The organism is Streptomyces sp. NPDC059080, assembly GCF_042739975.1.
Taxonomy (GTDB): domain Bacteria; phylum Actinomycetota; class Actinomycetes; order Streptomycetales; family Streptomycetaceae; genus Streptomyces; species Streptomyces benahoarensis.
Genome location: NZ_JBHYGX010000006.1, coordinates 3,339 through 18,290, shown reverse-complemented (window position 1 = coordinate 18,290; position 14,952 = coordinate 3,339). Strand labels below are relative to the sequence as shown.

11 protein-coding genes are annotated in these 14,952 nt (G+C 71.9%); 5 read left to right on the top strand and 6 right to left on the bottom strand.

The window, feature by feature from the left end; translation table 11 throughout:
- Positions 1 to 474: 474 nt before the first annotated feature.
- The 5 genes from ACFWWQ_RS06365 to ACFWWQ_RS06345 form a co-directional block, all read right to left on the bottom strand.
- Positions 475 to 1,746, bottom strand: coding sequence for an amidohydrolase (locus ACFWWQ_RS06365; protein ID WP_384591621.1), 1,272 nt, complete (start codon positions 1,744 to 1,746; stop codon positions 475 to 477).
- Positions 1,747 to 1,963: 217 nt separating this feature from the next.
- Positions 1,964 to 3,268, bottom strand: a complete 1,305-nt coding sequence (locus ACFWWQ_RS06360; protein ID WP_384591618.1) for a hypothetical protein — start codon at positions 3,266 to 3,268, stop codon at positions 1,964 to 1,966.
- 124 nt (positions 3,269 to 3,392) lie between these two features.
- Entirely contained in the window at positions 3,393 to 4,319 is a 927-nt protein-coding gene (locus ACFWWQ_RS06355) for an N-acetylneuraminate synthase family protein (protein ID WP_384591023.1), read from the bottom strand.
- Positions 4,320 to 4,387: 68 nt separating this feature from the next.
- The gene (locus tag ACFWWQ_RS06350) at positions 4,388 to 5,686 is read right to left on the bottom strand and encodes a cytidylyltransferase domain-containing protein (RefSeq protein ID WP_384591020.1); all 1,299 of its coding nucleotides are present in this window, start codon (positions 5,684 to 5,686) and stop codon (positions 4,388 to 4,390) included.
- A gap of 53 nt (positions 5,687 to 5,739) precedes the next feature.
- The gene (locus ACFWWQ_RS06345) at positions 5,740 to 7,077 is read right to left on the bottom strand and encodes a DUF6716 putative glycosyltransferase (RefSeq protein ID WP_384591016.1); all 1,338 of its coding nucleotides are present in this window, start codon (positions 7,075 to 7,077) and stop codon (positions 5,740 to 5,742) included.
- 187 nt (positions 7,078 to 7,264) lie between these two features.
- Between ACFWWQ_RS06345 and ACFWWQ_RS06340 the strand changes: the two genes are divergently transcribed.
- Genes ACFWWQ_RS06340 through ACFWWQ_RS06330 form a run of 3 tightly spaced genes read left to right on the top strand, consistent with a single transcriptional unit; the run spans position 7,265 to position 10,739 of the window.
- The gene (locus ACFWWQ_RS06340) at positions 7,265 to 8,242 is read left to right on the top strand and encodes a glycosyltransferase family 2 protein (RefSeq protein WP_384591013.1); all 978 of its coding nucleotides are present in this window, start codon (positions 7,265 to 7,267) and stop codon (positions 8,240 to 8,242) included.
- Positions 8,242 to 9,585 (top strand): polysialyltransferase family glycosyltransferase, encoded by a 1,344-nt coding sequence (locus ACFWWQ_RS06335; RefSeq protein ID WP_384591010.1) that lies wholly within the window; start codon positions 8,242 to 8,244, stop codon positions 9,583 to 9,585. Before ACFWWQ_RS06340 ends, ACFWWQ_RS06335 begins: the two co-directional genes overlap by 1 nt.
- Entirely contained in the window at positions 9,582 to 10,739 is a 1,158-nt protein-coding gene (locus ACFWWQ_RS06330; protein ID WP_384591007.1) for an acyltransferase family protein, read from the top strand. The genes ACFWWQ_RS06335 and ACFWWQ_RS06330 overlap by 4 nt, the downstream gene beginning before the upstream one ends.
- A 146-nt stretch (positions 10,740 to 10,885) precedes the next feature.
- Here ACFWWQ_RS06330 and ACFWWQ_RS06325 read toward each other — a convergent pair whose 3' ends face one another.
- Positions 10,886 to 11,554 carry a TetR/AcrR family transcriptional regulator C-terminal domain-containing protein gene (locus tag ACFWWQ_RS06325; protein WP_384591004.1) on the bottom strand — a complete coding sequence of 223 codons (669 nt, stop codon included), beginning with the start codon at positions 11,552 to 11,554 and terminating at the stop codon, positions 10,886 to 10,888.
- Positions 11,555 to 11,592: 38 nt separating this feature from the next.
- On the opposite strand from ACFWWQ_RS06325, the gene ACFWWQ_RS06320 reads away from it, so the two are divergent.
- Complete coding sequence (locus ACFWWQ_RS06320; RefSeq protein WP_384591001.1) at positions 11,593 to 13,212, top strand: FAD-dependent monooxygenase; 1,620 nt, start codon at positions 11,593 to 11,595, stop codon at positions 13,210 to 13,212.
- A gap of 1,001 nt (positions 13,213 to 14,213) precedes the next feature.
- The gene (locus ACFWWQ_RS06315; RefSeq protein ID WP_384590998.1) at positions 14,214 to 14,519 is read left to right on the top strand and encodes a hypothetical protein; all 306 of its coding nucleotides are present in this window, start codon (positions 14,214 to 14,216) and stop codon (positions 14,517 to 14,519) included.
- Positions 14,520 to 14,952: the final 433 nt, after the last annotated feature.

Here is a 14,952-nt window from a genome sequence, read left to right as displayed (position 1 = left end):
TCCCCGCGGGGCGCGGGCGGGGTTGGGGGCGCTTAATCCCCACCGCCAAACCCCCCTCCCTCGGCGCCCCGGGGCGGGGGGGGGGGGGGCTTTCGCCCCGCCGGGCGCGCGGGCGTTGCGGCGCGCCGGTCACGCATCGCGCAGCAGGACCTCGAAGTCGTCGTCGTAGGCGTGGTCCGGTCCCGTTCGGCGGTGCCGTTTTTGATGCGCTCGGGGGTCTTGTCGGTGTTGAGGGCGGAGCAGCCGGTGAGCAGGAGGACGGCGACACCGGCCAGGGCGAGTGTCGTACGTGCCCGTTTCCGCTCGGGTGCTCCGTACGCGCGTATGCCCTGTATGGGAAACGGTCCCCCGTAAGTCTGGAAACCGGGCGTAATTCTACGCAGTGCGGCATACCAGGCGTTCGCGAGTGGGGCCGAACGCCGTACGGCCGCGCAGCCCGGAAGCCGTGCGGCCGTACGAGAGAGACGGCGGGGGTCAGAACAGCGCGGCGGCCCCCGACAGCAGCGCCGCCGCCGTGAAGAGTTCGACGCCGGTGCGGATGGCGGACTCGTCGACGTCGAAGTCGCCGCGGTGCAGGTCGAGGCGGTCGTTGCTGCCGGGGGCGCGGACGCCGAGGCGGGCCATGGCGCCGGGGACGTGCTCCAGGTACCAGGAGAAGTCCTCGCCGCCCAGGGACTGTTCGGTGGACTCGACGGCGGTGGGGCCGCAGCGGGCGGTCATCGCGTCGTGCAGGAGCTGCGCGGAGGTGGCTTCGTTGACGACGGGCGGGACGCCGCGGACGTAGGTGATCTGCGACTTCGCGCCGTGCAGGGTGGCGATCTCGTCGATCGCGGCGTGGACGAGGTCGGGGGCGCGCCGCCAGGCGTCCAGGTCGAGGCAGCGGACCGTACCGGAGAGTTCGGCGTGCTGCGGGATGACGTTGCAGGCGTGCCCGGCGTCCAGGCGGCCCCAGGTGACGGCGAGGCCGGAGCGGGCGTCGACGCGGCGGGCGACGAGCGCGGGGACGTCGACGGCGACGCGGGCGGCGGCGGTGACCAGGTCGGTGGTCAGGTGCGGGCGGGCGGTGTGGCCGCCGGGGCCGTCGAGGGCGACCTCCAGGCGGTCGCAGGCGGAGGTGATGGGGCCGGTGCGCAGGCCGATGCGTCCGGCGTCGACGCGCGGGTCGCAGTGGACGGCGAGGATGCGGGCGACGCCGTCCAGGGCGCCGGACTCGATGGCGTCGGGGGCGCCGCCGGGCAGCACCTCCTCGGCGGGCTGGAAGAGCAGCCGGACCGGGTACGGCAGCTGGCCCCGGCGGGCCAGGTCGGCGAGGACCAGTCCGGCGCCGAGGACGACGGTGGTGTGGACGTCGTGGCCGCAGGCGTGGGCGCGGTCGGGGACGGTGGAGCGGTACTCGACCGTCTTGGTGTCCGGGATGGGGAGGGCGTCGATGTCGGCGCGCAGGGCCAGCAGCGGGCGGGCGGCGGGGCCGTCGCCCTGCCCGATGGCCACGCGGGTGATGTCCGCCGGGTCGGTGCCGATGTCGCAGATCAGGCCGGTGCCGACGGTCAGGACGCGGGGCCGCAGACCGGCCGCCTCCAGACGGCTGCGGATCGTCTCGGTGGTGCGGAACTCCTGATTACCCAGCTCGGGGTGCATGTGCAGGTCGCGGCGGAAGGCGATGAGTTCGGTGTGCAACGCGTCGGAGAGGGCTCCGGGGAGCAGGTCCTGCGGGTCGGTCGGGTCAGGGGCGGCGGCAGGGTACATCAGTTGGCTCACGCGGGGAAGGTTACGGTCCCCGCGGGGGCAACTGTCCCTGGATCAACAAAAGTTCAGCCCGTCAGGGGAAGATTTTCGGGCCTTACGGCGCATGGATGACCCGGGGGTGGGGTATTTCCTTTTGTTTTTGCGCCGTGCGGGGCGGGGCGCGCCGTGCGCGCCGGGGGCCGGGCACGGTGGCTCGCCCCGCCCCGGGGCCGTCGGCTCACCCCGGCTCCGTCGGCCGCTCCGGTGGCAGGCGGTCGACGCCGCGGGCGGTGCCGGTGACGCCGTCGAGGAAGCCCTGGGCGCGGGGCGAGGCACGGCTGGTGAGCCAGGCCGGGTCGACGTCGCAGACCGCGACGCGGACGCCGGTGCCGACGAGGGCGAGCGGCAGGGTGTGCACGACCGTCGAGGGGAAGCTGACGACCAGCCGCCCGATGGGGCCCCGGCGGGCGATCAGCTCCAGGGGGAGGTCAGGGCGGACCACCTCCAGGCCGATCTCGGTGGCGAGGCGGTGAAGCTTGTCGGTGTGCTCGCGGCGGTGGGCGAAGTAGCGGGTGGCGCCGTGCGTACGGGCCAGTTGGGCGACGGCCTCCAGGTAGCGGTCGGTGTCGACCACGCCGGTCTCGACGAGGGAGGTGCCGACGATGTCGGCGGCGCGGGTCAGGCGCGGCGGGCCGAAGCGGCGGCGGGTCCAGGCGAAGGCGTTGGTGGCGATGCGGACGCCGGGCGGCGCCTCGACCGGCATGGAGCTGAAGACGCCGACGGTGCGGCGGTCGCCGTCCGGCGCCGGGGTGAGCCGGCGGCGCGCGGCACGGGCGAACGGCGCGAAGGCCAGATCGCGCGCCCCCCGGCCGCTGCCGTGCCGGTGCCAGCGCACCAGCCGTTCGCCGCGCGCCAGTTGGGCGATGAACTCCATCGTCGCGGTGCCGTCGTCGACGACGACCAGGTCACGGGCGCGGGCGAGGGTGAGTAGCAGCTGCACGTAGCGGGAGAACGGGTCGCCGATGACGACGCGCTCGGCGCGGCGCAGCAGAGGGGTGAGCCCGCCGATGGTCCGCACCGGTGCGGTCGCGCCGCCGCGGGCGTCCTCCCAGCGGACGGTGTGGCCTTCCTCGCGGGCGAGTTCGGCCATGCGGCGCAGCTGGCCGCGGGTCATGGGGTCGTGCGGGGAGAGGACGACGATGGTGAGGGGGGTGGAGTGGGGGGTGGAGTGGGGGGTGCGGCCCAGGGCGGACGGGCCGGTCGGCGAGCCGGGAGCCGTCAGGCCCGGGGCACCCGGACCGCGGGCGTCCGGACCGCCGGTGTCCGGGCCACTGCTGTCCGGGCCCGGGCCGCCCGGCGCCCCGGTCGTGCCCGCGTCGCCCGTGCCGCGTGCGTCGCCCGGCGCACCCGCCACCGCCCCCGCCCGTTCTTCGTAAGCCCACTCCAGCACGTTCAGCAGCTGAACCGGGCTCTCGACGAAGGCGAGCGTGGCCGGGGGCAGGGCCGTGGCCCCGGTGGCGGCGCGGTTACGGGGGCGGGGCACCCCCGGGAGGCGGCGGGGGGTGGCCGCCGCCTCCTGGGGTGGGGCCGCCGCGCCGGGCGCGGGCGGCTCGGCGCGGGGGCCTTCGGATGCGGTCACGGGGGTGTCCGCCGTTTCCCGGGGCCGGTCAGACCGCGGCCGGGGCCGCGGTCTGACCCTCGGCGACGACGCCGGGGACGCGGCGGAGCTTCTTCATCGGGCCCAGCTCGCTCGCGTAGACCTTCTTGACGCCGTCACCCAGGGACTCCTCGATGGTGCGGATGTCGCGGACGAGGCGGGTCAGGCCCTGCGGCTCGACGGAGGCGGCCTGGTCGGAGCCCCACATGGCGCGGTCGAGGGTGATGTGGCGCTCGATGAAGGCGGCGCCGAGGGCGACGGCGGCGAGGGTGGTCTGGAGGCCGGTCTCGTGGCCGGAGTAGCCGATCGGGACGTTCGGGAACTCGTCCTGGAGGGTGTTGATCATCCGGAGGTTCAGCTCCTCCGCCTTCGCCGGGTACGTCGACGTGGCGTGGCAGAGCAGGATGTTGTCGCTGCCCAGAACCTCGACGGCGTGGCGGATCTGCTTCGGGGTGGACATGCCGGTCGACAGGATGACGGTGCGGCCGGTGGCACGCATCGCGCGCAGCAGCTCGTCGTCGGTGAGGGAGGCGGAGGCGACCTTGTAGCAGGGGACGTCGAACTTCTCCAGGAAGGCGACGGACTCGACGTCCCAGGGGGAGGCGAACCACGCGATGTTGCGCTTCTTGCAGTACTCGTCGATCGCGCGGTAGCCCTCCTCGTCGAACTCGACGCGGTGGCGGTAGTCGATGTACGTCATCCGGCCCCAGGGGGTGTCGCGCTCGATGTCCCACTGGTCGCGGGGGGTGCAGATCTCCGGGGTCCGCTTCTGGAACTTGACGGCGTCGCACCCGGCGTCGGCGGCGGCGTCGATCAGCGCGAACGCGTTCTCCAGGTCGCCGTTGTGGTTGATGCCGATCTCGCCGGTGACGTAGACGGGGCGGCCGGGGCCGGCCTCGCGGTTGCCGAGGTGACGGATGCGGGAGTTGCTGCTCATGGGGAGGTCCTTCATGTGTGGGTGGGTGCCGGGCGCGGTGCCCGGGTGTGCGGTGCGGTACGGGGTGTTCAGAGGGACGGGCCCAGGAGCCAGGAGGCGATCTCGCGGACGGCGCCGCTGCCTCCGGGGGTGGCGGTGACGGCGCGGGCGGCGCCGCGCACCACGTCGTGCGCCCCGGCGACGGCGACGGGCCAGCCGACGACGTCGAAACAGGGCAGGTCGTTGACGTCGTTGCCGACGTAGAGCACCCGCTCGGGGGCGACGCCGGACTCCTCGCACCACTGCTTGAGGGCGAGGTCCTTGCGGTCGATGCCGTGCAGGACGGGGATGCGGAGCTTGCGGGCGCGCGCGGCGACCACCGGGTTCTGCTCCGAGGAGAGGATCAGCAGCTTCAGGCCCGCCTTGCGGAGCGCGGCGATGCCGAGGCCGTCGCCGCGGTGGACGGAGACGAACTCCCGCCCGTCCGCGTCGATCAGCACCCGGTCGTCGGTCTGGGTGCCGTCGAAGTCCATGACGACCGCGTCGATGTCGTCCGCGCCGGGCAGCACGCCGGGCAGCGCCCCGTCGAGGAGCGGCGCGAGGGCGCGGGCGCGGGCCAGGTCGTGCGGGTCGTCGATCTCCAGGACGCGCGCCGGGTCGGTGCGGACCGGTTCGGTGCGGCCGAAGAAGCGGTGGCCGACGGCGCGGAAGCCGGTGGCGTCCATGGCGTAGGCGGCGCCGGTCTCCAGCAGGTCCTGGGGGCGGTCCTGGCGGCGGGGGCGGAAGGACTTGTCGTGGTTGACGCCGTAGCCGCCGGACGGGGCGACGGCCGTGGCGGTGGCGCGGCGGGCGGCCGGGGCGGCGTCCACGGCCGCCTCCAGGGCGCCGTCCTCCAGGGCACCGGCAGCCGCCGCCATGGTGTCGGCGTCGCGCCAGACGAAGCCGTGGAAGGGAGCGACGGTCAGCGCGGTGTCGGCGCCGCCCTCGACGACGGCGGCGGCGACCCCGTCGACGTCCTCGGGGGTGAGGAACGGGCTGGTGCACTGGACCAGCAGCACCGCGTCGACGGTGGCGGCGTGCTCCGCCTCGTAGGCGTCCATGGCGTGCAGCACGGCGGCCTCGCTGGTGGCGGTGTCGCCGGCGAGGTCGCCGGGGCGGCGGACGACGACGGCGCCGGCGCCGCGGGCGGCCGCCGCGATGCCGTTGTCGTCGGTGGAGACCACGACGTCGGTGATCAGGCGGGCGGCGCGGCAGGCGCGGACCGCGCGGGCGACGAGCGGGACGCCGCCGACGGCCGCGAGGTTCTTGGCGGGGACGCCCTTGGAGCCGCCGCGTGCGGGGATGACGGCCACCACGACGGGCGGGCTGGCGGGCGGGCGGTGCGGCATGGCGGGCTCCTTCCGGGGGCCGCGCGGGCTCCCCTGGCGGGCGGGCGGAACGGTCACAGCTGCCCCCAGCGGCGGATGGCGGGGGCGACGCGCTGCACGCCGTGGCGGTAGGCGCCGCGGGCGGCCTCGCGGACCGCGTCGCGGGCGACCCTGCGCAGCCCGCCGGGCGCCTCGCGGCCCTCGGGCGCGCAGCCGGCGACGGGCACGCCGTGCGGGTCCAGGCCGTGCCGGGCGAGGATGCCGGGGAGGTAGCCGGGGGCGGTGCGCGGTGTGTAGTACGGGGTGAGCGGCGGCAGCGGCCCGGCGGCGTGCAGGGCGGCGACCTTCGCGCGGACCGCGTCGAAGGCGCGCGGGTAGCCGCCGTCGGCGCAGACGCCCTGGCGGGCGAGCCAGCCGGCGTCGGGCTCGGGCCGGTGGCCGGCGTCGAGGTCGTCCCAGGAGGCGAGACAGCCGGAGCCGAGGAAGTGGTGGTTGCCGAGGACCTCGCGGATGCCGAGGTCGGTGAGGACGGCGGTGGGGACGCCGCGGTGCAGCGACTCCAGCGCGGCGGTCGAGGAGACCGTGACCATCAGATCGGTGCGGTCCAGGACCTCGCCCATGTTGCCGTAGACCAGGCGGCAGTTGGCGGGCAGTCCGCCGGGGACCTTCGCTGCGAGCTTCTGGTACGGCAACTCTTCGATATGCGTGGTGTGCTCGCCGGGCTTGCTGCGGAGCTTGATCAGCACCTCGCGGTCGGGGTGCTGACGGGCGTGCTCGACGGCGCGGCGCAGCAGGTAGCCGCGGTCGGCGCGGTTGTCGGGCACGGACGGCTGGGCGGCGAACACCACGGTGTACGGGGCGTGTTCGCCGGTGTAGGGGGCGCCGCCGAGGAAGGGCAGGGCGCATTCGGTGACGGCGGAGTCGTCGGCGCCGACGCCGCGGTAGACGGCGCGGAAGCGGTCCGCGTCGTGCCGGGAGTTGGCGAGCACCACGTCCGCGCCGTGGCGCAGCAGCAGCCCGTCGGCGAGCTTCTCGTAGACCACGCCGACGTAGCCGGTGACGACGGCGGGGCGGCGGGCGGTGTCCTCCCAGGCGCGGGCCAGGCCGTGCAGCATCGCCTGGACACCGCCGCCGACCAGCGCGAGGACGACGGTGTCGTAGGGCTCGGCGGATCCGGCGTCGGCGCGCATCAGGTCGAGGAAGTCGATCCCGCGGATCTCGCGCAGCGTCTCCGCCCGGGCGCCGACCTCGCGGAGCTGGCGGACCGTGGGGGTGGCGCGGCCGCGCAGGAGGTAGCCGTCGAGCCGGGCCTCCGGGTGGATTCGGTACGCTGTCAAAGCGCCCCATTTCCACCGGGTGTCCGAATCGGCGAGTACTGCGACCCGCGGCGTAGAAGAGGTACGTGAGGGCACGTCGATGACGCTAGGAATCGATTCGGTTCGGCGGGCCAACCACCGCGCAACAAACGGTTAACAGCGGGTCGTCGAATGGCGAACCGGCCGCCGATTCGGGTCGGTTAACCGTCCCGCCATTCTTCGTTCACCGTGCCGTCCGCCCGCGGTAAAGACGAATGGCGGCGCCGCCCCTAACGTCACCCGGGTGGTTAAGCTCTCCGTCATCGTGCCGTTCTACAACGTGCAGACATACGCGCCCGACACCCTCAAGAGCCTGGCGGCGAACGCCCGGGAGGACTTCGAATTCCTGCTCGTCGACGACTGCTCGCGCGATGAGACGCCGCAGATCCTGGAGCGTGCCGCCCGCGAGCTGCCGGGCGCCCGGCTGCTGCGGCACGAGAAGAACGGTGGACTCGCCACCGCCCGCAACACCGGTCTGGACGCGGCGCGCGGCGAGTACCTCACCTTCCTGGACGGCGACGACTGGCTGGCGCCGGGCCATCTGAGCGATCTGCTGGGCGCCATCGAGGAGTTGGGCTGCGACGTCGTCCGCACCGACCACGTCCAGTGCACCGCGCGCGCCCGCACGATCAGCCGGGTGCCGCACGGGCGGCGCGGCGTGGTGATGAACCCGCGCGACGTGATCCTGCCCGCCGACCGCTCCACCTCCGTCGACTACGCGTACGCCTGGGCGGGCATCTACCACCGGCGGCTGCTGGACAACGGCGTGCTGCGGTTCCGCGACGGGCTGCGGACGGCCGAGGACCGGCCGTGGATCTGGCGGCTGCACCGCGAGGCGGAATCCATGGCGGTGGTCGGACTGCTCGGCGTTTTCTACCGGCGCGGAGTCGCGTCGTCGCTCACGCAGATCGGCGATGTCCGGCAATTGGATTTCCTGCGCGCATTCGACCAGGTAATCGAGGAAACCGCACAGGACCGCGATGCGGACACGCTGCTGCCGAAAGCGGTCCGGACCTATTGCGCGATCATTTCCCACCATCTCGGTTCTATCGAACGTTTCGAACCGCAGGTGGCGCGCGCGCTGCGGGAATTGAGCGCGGCGGCGCTGAAGCGTATGCCGCAGGACGTACTGAAGGAAGCGTTGGATTCCATGGATGTGCAGCGTGCGTCCCGGCTGCGGCGGCTGCGCCGCCGGCCCGTCGCCTCGGGGGTCGCCGCCTGATGGGTACCCGGCCGCTGACCCGCATCTTCCTGGCGTCGACCCTGTACGGCGCGGCGACCCTCGCCGCCGCCCTGGACAGCGACGCCTTCTCCCCCGCCGACCGCAACCTGCTACTGATCTGCAACAACGCGGCGACGCCGGAGACCACCCCGGCGCTGGACACGGCGCCCGGCTTCGCGACGCTGCGCGCCCGCTTCGCCGGGGTGCTGTCCTGGAACGCGACGATCCACCCCTTCCACCCGGGCGGCTGGTCCCCGCGCCCGGACGACGTGCCGCTGTGGGAGCGGTATCTGCGCAAGGAGTGGGGGCTGGGCGACGACCGCGTCGCGCTGGTCGTCGAGTCCCTCCAGGTCAACCCGGCGCTGGCGGTGGTCCAGCTCTTCCCGGACGCGCCGGTCGACGTCTACGCGGACGGGCTGATGAGCTACGGCCCGACCCGCGACAAGCTCGACCCGCTGGTCGGCACCCGCATCGACCGGCTCCTCCACCTGGACCTGGTGCCGGGCCTCGTCCCCCTGCTGCTCACCGAGTTCGGAGTGGCGGCGCAGACCGTGCCGACGGAGGCGTTCACCAAGGTCCTCGGCGAACTCGACGACGCCGCCGGGGAGTTGGACCTCCCCGAGGGCGGGGCGCTGCTGCTGGGGCAGTACCTCTCCGCGCTCTCCCTCCTCACGCCGCAGGAGGAAGAGGATCTGCACGTGCGGATGGTGCGCGGCGCGGTCGCGCGCGGCCACCGCACGCTGGTCTTCAAACCGCATCCGTCGGCCCCGGCCCGCTGGTCGCGGCTGCTGGAGCGGGAGGCGGAACGGCTCGACGTCACGCTGACGGTGCTGGACACCCCGGTGCTCGCCGAGGTCGTCTACGCCCGGATGCGGCCGGATCTCGTCGTCGGCTGCTTCTCCACGGCGCTGCTGACGGCGTCCGCGTTCTACGGGCTGCCGGTCGCCCGGACCGGTACCGGGCTGCTGCTGGAGCGGCTCACGCCATACCAGAACAGCAACCGCATCCCGGTGACGATCGTCGACGCGACGGTGCCGGACCTCGACGACCCGGCGGCCACCGCGGTCACGCCCGTGCCGGCGGGGCTGGTCGAGGCGGTCGGCTATGCGATGCAGCACCAGATCTACCCGCGGCTGCGCCCGGCCGCCGAACGCTATCTGTCGGCGCATCTGACGCCGTACACCCGCCGCTACTTCAAGCGGCGGCGGCTGACCGCGCTGGCGCTGCCCGGCGCGATCCCCTCCCAGCTGGCGTTCCTGCCGCGCAACCCCGCCGTGCTGCGGGTGGCGCGCCGGGCGCGGGCGGTGCAGCGGCGGCTGAAGAGGCGGGTCGCGTCGGCATGACCGGGCAGCTGACGGTTCCGGCGCCCGCCGCCGGGGAGAACGCCGCCGAAGTGACCGGCGCCGCGCCGTCCGGCGCCCCGGAGCGGACGCGCCGCGCGCCGTCCCGGCTGCGGGCGCTGGACGGGCTGCGGCTGCTGGCCGCGCTGATGGTCGCCGCGTACCACTACGGCGGACGCGACGGCGAGATCGGCACGGCATGGGGCTCCTCGCCCGCCGCGCAGTTCCCGACCGCCTCGGGCTTCTTCGCGTACGGCTGCCTGGGCGTACAGATCTTCTTCGTGATCAGCGGTTTCGTGATCTGCCTCAGCGGCTGGGGCCGCACCCTGCGGGCGTTCCTCGCGTCCCGGATCTCGCGGCTGTATCCGGCGTACTGGGTCGCGGTCCTGCTGGTCACGGCCGTCTTCGCGCTGCCGGGCGTGGTGTACGCGACGGTGTCGCCCAGCGAGGTGCTGACCAATCTGACGATGCTCCAGATGCCGTTGGGCGCGCACCGGGTGCTGGGCGTGTGCTGGACGCTCTGGGCGGAGATGCGGTTCTACGCCCTCTTCGCGCTCTGTGTGGTGCTGCCCGGGGCGACCCGGCGCCGGGTAGTGCTGTTCTGCGCGGGCTGGACGCTGGCCGCGGCGCTGGCGCAGGCGGCGCACGAACCGCTGCTGGACACCGTCCTGATGCCGGAGTACGCACCGTTCTTCATCGGCGGCATCGGCCTGTACCTGCTGCACCGCTACGGCGCCCGCGATCCGATCGCCTGGTCGATCGTGCTGGTCAGCTGGTTGACCGGACAGCATTTCGCGGTGGCCGGGCTGTGGCATCCGGCGTCCGCGGGCGGCTTCTCCTACCGCTCGCAGTTCGGCATCGTCGCGGTCGTCACCGCCGGTTTCGTCCTCGTCGGGGCCGTCGCACTGGGCCACTTCCGGTGGGCGAACTGGCGCTGGCTGACCGTCGCCGGGGCGCTGACCTACCCGTTCTACCTCGTCCACGAGCATCTGGGCTGGGTCGTGGTGCACGCCCTGCACATCGGCGCCGGACTGCCGTCGTACGCAACGCTGGCGCTGACCGTCGCGTCAATGCTGCTGCTGGCGTGGCTGCTGCACCGCTGCGTGGAGCGCCCGCTGACGCCGGTGCTGAAACGGGCGATCGCCCCCAAGCGGTGAGCGTGCGGTGCGTACACACGGGGGCGCGGGCCGGTCGGGTCCGCGCCCCTGGTGCGTGTCGGCGACGCGGCGCGGCGTGCGGCCGGGCGCCACGGGCCGGGGGCCGCAGGCCGGGCGCCACGGGCTGGGGGCAGGCCGGGGGCGTCTCAGCTCGCGTCCGGCCGTATCTCCACGGTCGCCTCGATCCCGGCGATGATGATCCGCAGGCCCGCCTCGAAGTTCCGCTCGATGTCGCCGAACAGCTCGGCACCGGCGCGCGCCGCGTACGGGTACCGGTCGCCGAGCCGCCGCTCACGCTCGGCGTCGTCGTACGCCGGGTCGCGGTACTCGGGGTGGGCCGGATCCGGGTGGACCGACTGCTCCTCGATGACCAGGCCGACGGTGAAGTTGTAGGCGGTCCACCACGCCTGGACCGCGTCGGGGAAGGCGAAGCCCGCCTCGACGAGCCGCCGGAGGAACGCGTCGAACGGCGCGGCGTACCCCTGACCGACCATCCGGGTGCCGCCGAAGACCCTGGCGCCGTCGCGGTAGGAGAGCAGTCCGCGGCGCAGGCCGCGGCAGACGTCGGCCAGCTGCTTCTGCCACGGGGCGGCGAGCACGGGCTCCGCCATCAGCGGGGTGGCCATCCGCCGCATCATCTCGGTGGCCATCTCGTCGAGGAGTTCCTGCTTGTTGCGGACGTGCCAGTAGAGCGCGGGCGCCTGGACGTGCAGCTCCGCGGCGATGCGGCGGACGGTGAGCTTGTCGAGACCGACCTCGTTGAGCAGCCGGAGGGCGGTGTCCACCATCTTTTTCCGGTCGATGCGCGAAACCATGTTGACAACTTAACACCGTTAAGCGCAGCCTCGGAAGCATGGAACTTAACGGTGTTAAGGAAGGCTCCAGCGCGGCCGTTCCCGCCCCCGACGGCCCTCCCGACGACTCCCCCGACGGCTCCGGCGGCGAGATCGATGTACTGATCGCCGGAGCGGGCCCCACCGGCCTCGCCCTCGCCATCGACCTGACCCGCCGCGGCCTGCGCGCCCTCGTCGTCGAGCGGCAGCGGGCCCTCTCCCCCGGCGCCCGTGGCACCGGCCATCAGCCGCGCTCCCTGGAGGTCTACGACGACCTCGGCCTGCTGGACGCCCTCCTGGCGGCGGGCGGCCCGTACCCGGAGATAGGGATCTGGCGCGACGGCGCCCTCGCCGAGTCCTTCCTCGCCGTCGACCGCTACGAGCCGACGCCCGCCACCCCGTACGCCAACATCCTGATGGTGCCGCTCTTCCGCGCCGTCGAGCTGTTCCACGACCGGCTGCGGGAGCTGGGCGGCGAGGTCCGCTTCGGCACCGAACTGACCACGTTCGCCCAGGACACGGACGGCGTGACCGCCACCCTCCGCGGCCCCGGCGGGGCGCACCCGGTCCGCGCCCGCTATCTGGTCGCCGCCGACGGCGGCCGCAGCACCGTCCGCCACGCCCTGGGCATCACCATGAGCGGCCCGACCCTGGAGGAGGGCGCCGGGCTCCTCGCCGACGTCCGCATCGACGGTCTCGACCGCGACCACTGGCACCGCTGGATCCTGCCGGACAAGCGCGGCTTCGCGATGCTGCTCCCGTTGGCCCGCACCGACGTCTTCCAGGCATTCGTCATCGCCCAGGACGAGACCCCCGACCCCAGCGAAGCGGGCGCCCGCGCCACCCTCGCCCGCCACACCCACCTCGCCCCCGAGCAGATCCGCGACGTGCTGTGGACCTCCGTCTACCGCCCCCGGGCCGCCCGCGCCGACACCTACCGCGCCGGACGCGTCTTCCTCGCGGGCGACGCCGCCCACATCCACTCCCCCGCAGGCGGCCAGGGCCTCAACACCGGCGTCCAGGACGCCTACAACCTCGGCTGGAAGCTCGGCCAGGTCCTGCGCCACGGCGCCCCCGACGCCCTCCTCGACACCTACGAGGCCGAACGCCAGCCCATCGCCACCCGCATCCTCGACACCAGCACCCGTCTCCACCGCAACCGCAACTGGCGCCGCGGCCGCGACCTCCACCAACTCGGCATCGGCTACCGCGACAGCACCCTCACCCGCGAGCTGCGCCCCCACATCCCCGAAGACGCCCCGCACGCGGGCGACCGCGCACCGGATGCCCCGTGCACCACCCCTGGGGGCTCCCCCCTCCGCCTCTTCGACCTGCTGCGGGGGCCGCACTTCACCCTGCTGGCGCTGGGCGATGTCGACCTGGACCCGGCCGCGCTTCCGGTCGATCCGGACCTGGTGCGCATCGTCCGCACCGGGGGCGCGGCCCCCGATCTCGTCGACGCGTACGGCCATCTCCGGGACGCGTACGGCCCGGACCCCGTCCTGTACCTCATACGTCCTGACGGCTACATCGCCTGGGCGACACCGGCGGAGGAGGCGGCCGGCCATGCGGTGGAGGGCCTGCGGCCCTTCTTCGGGGAGGGGCGATCGGGGCGGCGGGCTGAGCGGTGTGGAGCATGAGCCCACTCCGATCGGCTTCCTCATGCCGTAAAGGTCGCGCACTGATCGAAAGCGTGCTTCTCAGCTCCCATGCCGCTCCGTTGCGTGGCAACCTCCCGCTACTGCGTAGTCGGCCGAGAACGTCAAGCCGATTCTCTGAAGAGGGCGACGCTCTTCTCCCGCGATGACATTCGGCCAACATTCCAGCTAGTTACCCGGGAGATGGCCGAAAACGCAGTAGGTATAGCGGGAAGACATTTGTAGGTTACCCCCAAAGTGGTCCAGAAAACGAAGGGGTTCCTGTGAGTCGTCTGAAATCCTTTAAAGGCGCGATTGCAATTCTCGCCGGAGTCTTATTCCTGTTTGGCTTCGGAGGGTCCGCAAATGCGGCAGGGAAATCCTCTGCTGGTCGAAGCCCTTTGGACGCTCTTGATGCTGGAGCATCAAGATGGGAAAGATCCGTCCCACGCGACACCATGAGGTTCGCGGGCGCTGGAATGGTCTGCAGCGTCAACATTTCGGGCGGGGGTTGGATCGAAAGCAGGAGTGCTGATGGGGAATTAGCGAAGCTGGATTCTAAGCCCATGTCGGGGGCGGCTGAATGCTCTGGGCCTATGTCTCTGATTTCGCTAGATTACTGGCTGGTAGACCCTCAAGGGGGAATTCATCCAATTGTTGGTGGCGCATGCACCGGCTGCAGCTCGGCGCCAGCAGCCATCTTCCCGTACTCCTGCGTCCAGGCAAGCGACAGTAACTGCTCTGGGGCTTGGGGCATAGGATACGAGGTAAAGTTCGAGCTGCCGCCGGGCCAGACTTGGGACAGTGCAGGCTCAAATGAAAATTGCACCACCCAAGGGTCAACTGGCATCTGTGAGAGTTTCATTGCGGACGCTTCATACGTACCGCTATTCAACACTCCCAAGCCGCCTGTTTGCACTAATGAGATGGCGTCCGCCGTCAAGTTGGCAAGGGTGCCCCGTCAGGCTGCAGAAGATTGCATCAGGCTCCCCGAAGGCGTAGAAATGCCTGAGCTTGACTACCGAGCTCTCAAAGATCTGCACGACTATCATTTCCCGGGCGGCTCTGAGGTTGACAGCAGTAAAGGGCTGTTCCGTCCGGATTTGACGGACGGGGAGCTGGAGGCCGTATTCAATGCCGGCCTTCGGGATGCAGGGACGTTCAAGCCGAACGCTAGCTTCTACTATGAGAAAACATTCCCATACTCGGGTATAGGTACATCGTCGGCAACTAACGGAGGCGGCCCCTCCAGCCAGGTGACCTTGGTCATCGGCAAGCATGGCGACGTGATAACGATGTACCCTGTTTAGGGATGATGGAAGGTGTCGTATGGGTCTAGGGATCCGCGTTAGGGATCTGAGGAGAGACGAGATTCTGTCCTTCACGGACTCTCCCGATGATTCTTTCAGGAAAATGTGCAACGGTGCTCCCTGGGAGAGTTTGCGCCGCGGGGTGTCGCAGTTCGGTGAAACGCTATTCAATAGCATTCAACTGCGCCGCCTTGTTGAGGAACTTGAATCTTTGCCAGAGGGAGAGACCACTCCGGTGGTCCATGAAGTTATTAATGCCGCGAAGCTCGCAATTCGCCACAGCGGGTACCTGCGTTTCGTCGGTGACTGAAGCTGGACTCTACGAGCCATGGGGGGGGGGGGGGGGGGTTTTTAACACACGAACGGGGTGCGGGGGTTTTTTGTGTGTGATAATGTATTTTTGGGGGTGGGGGGGGGGGTGTGTGGGGGGGGG

What these genes read in the sequence shown, in the direction of transcription:
- ACFWWQ_RS06355 (WP_384591023.1), bottom strand. Translation starts at nt 4,319, where the DNA reads ATGAGCAGCAACTCCCGCATCCGTCACCTCGGCAACCGCGAGGCCGGC.
- ACFWWQ_RS06350 (WP_384591020.1), bottom strand. Translation starts at nt 5,686, where the DNA reads ATGCCGCACCGCCCGCCCGCCAGCCCGCCCGTCGTGGTGGCCGTCATC.
- ACFWWQ_RS06320 (WP_384591001.1), top strand. Translation starts at nt 11,593, where the DNA reads ATGGAACTTAACGGTGTTAAGGAAGGCTCCAGCGCGGCCGTTCCCGCC.
- ACFWWQ_RS06335 (WP_384591010.1), top strand. Translation starts at nt 8,242, where the DNA reads ATGGGTACCCGGCCGCTGACCCGCATCTTCCTGGCGTCGACCCTGTAC.
- ACFWWQ_RS06315 (WP_384590998.1), top strand. Translation starts at nt 14,214, where the DNA reads ATGCCTGAGCTTGACTACCGAGCTCTCAAAGATCTGCACGACTATCAT.
- ACFWWQ_RS06330 (WP_384591007.1), top strand. Translation starts at nt 9,582, where the DNA reads ATGACCGGGCAGCTGACGGTTCCGGCGCCCGCCGCCGGGGAGAACGCC.
- ACFWWQ_RS06365 (WP_384591621.1), bottom strand. Translation starts at nt 1,746, where the DNA reads ATGTACCCTGCCGCCGCCCCTGACCCGACCGACCCGCAGGACCTGCTC.
- ACFWWQ_RS06325 (WP_384591004.1), bottom strand. Translation starts at nt 11,554, where the DNA reads ATGGTTTCGCGCATCGACCGGAAAAAGATGGTGGACACCGCCCTCCGG.